The organism is Romboutsia sp. (assembly GCF_051659545.1).
Classification (GTDB): Bacteria; Bacillota; Clostridia; order Peptostreptococcales; family Peptostreptococcaceae; genus JBOFOR01.
Genome location: NZ_JBOFOR010000167.1, coordinates 1 through 3,446, shown reverse-complemented (window position 1 = coordinate 3,446; position 3,446 = coordinate 1). Strand labels below are relative to the sequence as shown.

Sequence of the window (3,446 nt, the reverse complement as noted above, 5' to 3'; positions counted from 1 at the left end):
AATAAAGATTATGTGGTTATTATAGCAAAGAGGATACACCTGTTCCCATTCCGAACACAGAAGTTAAGCTCTTTAGCGCTGATGGTACTTGGGGGGCAACCTCCTGGGAGAGTAAGACGTAGCCACTTAATCTTTTTTTTATGTACAAAAACATAGTGTTAAATAATATTTAACACTATGTTTTAACTCATATTCTATGTACCAAGAAGAATCCTCGTTATTATATCCATATCTAGTAAACTGATTATATGAATTTTTTGCTTCGCCATACGAATATGCTTCATCTAAACCATCACTTTTTAATTCTTCGACTGACTCTAGCAAGTGTTGCCTAATTTCTTCTTTAAGTTCAAAACTACCATTTGATTTATTTCTAACATTTTTACCAATTTCATATCCATATGCCGATAATTCTTCCTACAAAAGCCATATAAATGCTCATCGTGATAAGTCTTTAAATCAATTTATATATATACAAATAAAAAATCGTAAGTTATATCACCTACGATTTTTAAAAAGGACTTTTTTAGTGACCTTCATAAGTATACTATTTATTTTAGAAATTTAACTTTAAGTAAGTTTCTAAACCGGCTTTTAATATCTTAGCAGCATTAGCTAAATCTTCTTTATTTAATATATAAGCAAGTCTTATTTCATCTACACCAAGTCCTTCAGTAGCATAGAAGCCTTCAGCAGGACAAGGCATAACTGTTTGTCCATCTATATCAAAATCACTTAATAACCATTTTACAAAATGATCAGCACTTTTAACTGGAAGTTTAGCAACTATATAAAATGCTCCAGTAGGCTTTTTACACACAACTCCAGGAACTTTTACAAGTTCATTATACAGTACATCTCTTCTTTCTTTGTATTCTTCGTTTACTTCCACAAGATAAGTGTTTGGTGTTTTATAAAGTTCGATAGCCCCAACTTGCTCTAAAGTAGGAACTGATAGTCTTGCTTGGCACAGTTTTAAAATTTGAGCCATAAATACCTTATTTTTAGAGGCTATTGATCCAATTCTAGCTCCACAAGCACTATATCTTTTAGAGACACTGTCTATTATTATAACTCTATCAGCAACTTCATTTATATTACCTAAACTAGTGTAATCACCTTCATAAACAAATTCTCTATATACTTCATCAGCCATTATCCATAAATTATTTTCTTTAGCTATATCAGATATCATTTGAATTTCTTCTTTAGTGTAAACAACTCCAGTTGGATTTCCTGGGTTTGAAAATAATATAGCACGAGTTCTAGAATCTATTTTAGATACTATATCTTCTTTCGAAGGGAAGTGGAATCCATCTTCTGCTAATGTTGTAATAGGTTTTATTTCTACACCTACTGCTTTAGCAAAGCTATTGTAGTTTGAATAAAATGGTTCAGGAACTAATATATTATCACCTTCATTACATGTAGCTATCATAGCAAATAATAAAGCTTCACTACCACCATTTAATATTAAGATTTCATCTTTATTAAAATTCATGTTATAACCTTGATAGTACTTTTGGATAGCCTCGATAAGTTCAGGTAATCCTTCTGATAATGCATATTCTAAAACCTCGCCCTTATAGTTTTTTACTGCGTTAAAAAACTCGTCAGGTGTTTTAATATCAGGTTGTCCAATATTTAAATGATAAACTTTCTTACCACCTTTTTTTGCTTGTGCAGCATAAGTTAATAGTTCCATGATAGTAGAAGCTGGAACAGCCTGTATTCTTGATGATATATTCATATTTGTAACCCTCCTGGTCTGAAATTTATTTAATGTATTGTTTAAAATTGAATATATTAAATCCTTAGTATTTACATATATATTTAAGAAAAAATAGATACTAAATAAAAATATATGTCATTTTAAAATATATTGTAGCATAATAAAGAACTAATTCCTAATTAATTATATTAAAAACTTATAGATGCATTGCAAAATGTGAGACGTAGAGTTTATAAAGACTTAACTTCAAGGAATAAACATCTTCTAAAATCAAACAAAAACCTTCTTAACAAAAGAAATGAATCCTTGAGTAATAAAGAATTAATACTTTTAAGAAAATTATTAGATTTATCAAGTGATTTAGAGATGGTCTATAATATAAAAAAGAAGTTAATAGATTGGTATGACTACTCTTTAAATTACAATCAAGCAGTAGTTATATTCGATAGATGGCTTTTATGCTGTAAAGTAACTTCTGAATTTATTTAAATATTGTCAATTAATTTAAGCATATGTCTATTGTTAATCTAAATAATGTGTTAATATATATCAATAACTCTTTTAATAGATTTTCTCCTTTTTGTGTAGTGACTTAAGGATGCTATAAATCTAATCAAAAGAGTTATTTTTTTAGAACTTTTGACTGTCTAGGAAATTATATTCGTTAGTTAAAGTAGTTTAAAAAAATACTACATTATATTTTATAAAATTATACTGTAGTGTAGTATGTATTAAATATAAAATTGAAAAAATTAGGAGGACTATTATGAAAAACTTAGTGGATGCTAGTTGGCTAAAGGAAAATCTAAATAATGAAAAACTAGTAATCGTAGATTGTAGATTTGACTTAATGGACAAGAAATACGGAAAAATAAGTTACGATGAGGGACACATTAAAGGTGCTGTTAGAGTAGATTTAGAAACAGAGCTATCTAGTGAAGTAAAAGAACATGGAGGAAGACATCCTATACCAAATATAGAAAAATTAAAGAATACTTTTGAAAATATAGGTATAAGCAATGATTCTATAGTAGTTACTTATGATGATGGTGATTTGGCTGGACCTTCTAGACTTTGGTGGATATTAAAATATTTAGGTCATGAAAATACATATGTATTAGATGGTGGAATAAATGCTTTTAAACAGATTAATGGTGAAATAATGCAAGAAATAAGTTCTATTAATAAAGGTGATTTTAAAGTTGAACTTAATAAAGATATGAGAGTAAATATGGAATACGTTAAAGAAAGATTATATAAGGATAATGTCGCTATAATTGACTCAAGAGAAAATAAAAGATACAAAGGTGAATTTGAACCAGTAGATAAAAGAGCCGGTCATATACCAAGCGCATTAAATTATTTTTGGATGGATATATTAGATATAGATGGAGCCAAATTAAATATAAAGTCATTAGAAAATCTTAAAAATCATTTTGAAAGTTTAAAAAATTATGATGAGGTTATAGTTTACTGTGGTTCTGGTATAACAGCTTGTCCAAACAGCTTAGCACTTAGTGAAGTTGGAATAAAACACAAAGTTTATTGTGGAAGTTTTAGTGATTGGATAAGTTATGAAAATAATGAAGTAGAGCAAAATTTATAATCTTATGTAAGTTTATATTTTAAGATTAGAGCTTATAGAATTAAGAATAAGTACTTGGTAAGTTTAAATAATTATTAAGTACTTATTTTTATATGGTTCCATGTATAT

At 28.0% G+C, this 3,446-nt stretch carries 4 protein-coding genes and 1 rRNA gene; 3 read left to right on the top strand and 2 right to left on the bottom strand.

The genetic code is table 11. The features are described from left to right. Positions 1–11 precede the first annotated feature (11 nt). A 5S ribosomal RNA gene (gene rrf / locus ACRC03_RS09215) occupies positions 12–128 on the top strand. Positions 129–138: 10 nt separating this feature from the next. On the opposite strand, the gene ACRC03_RS09210 is transcribed toward rrf, so the two are convergent. Then, positions 139–324 (bottom strand): hypothetical protein, encoded by a 186-nt coding sequence (locus tag ACRC03_RS09210; protein ID WP_438652273.1) that lies wholly within the window; start codon positions 322–324, stop codon positions 139–141. A 232-nt stretch (positions 325–556) separates the two neighbouring features. Continuing rightward, positions 557–1,750, bottom strand: a complete 1,194-nt coding sequence (locus ACRC03_RS09205; RefSeq protein WP_438652272.1) for a pyridoxal phosphate-dependent aminotransferase — start codon at positions 1,748–1,750, stop codon at positions 557–559. 189 nt (positions 1,751–1,939) lie between these two features. On the opposite strand from ACRC03_RS09205, the gene ACRC03_RS09200 reads away from it, so the two are divergent. Next, a complete protein-coding gene (locus tag ACRC03_RS09200; RefSeq protein ID WP_438652271.1) occupies positions 1,940–2,221 on the top strand; it encodes a transposase in 282 nt (93 codons plus the stop codon). 277 nt (positions 2,222–2,498) lie between these two features. Beyond that, positions 2,499–3,338: a sulfurtransferase gene (locus ACRC03_RS09195; RefSeq protein WP_438652270.1), complete on the top strand. Its 840-nt coding sequence runs from the start codon at positions 2,499–2,501 to the stop codon at positions 3,336–3,338. Positions 3,339–3,446 lie beyond the last annotated feature (108 nt).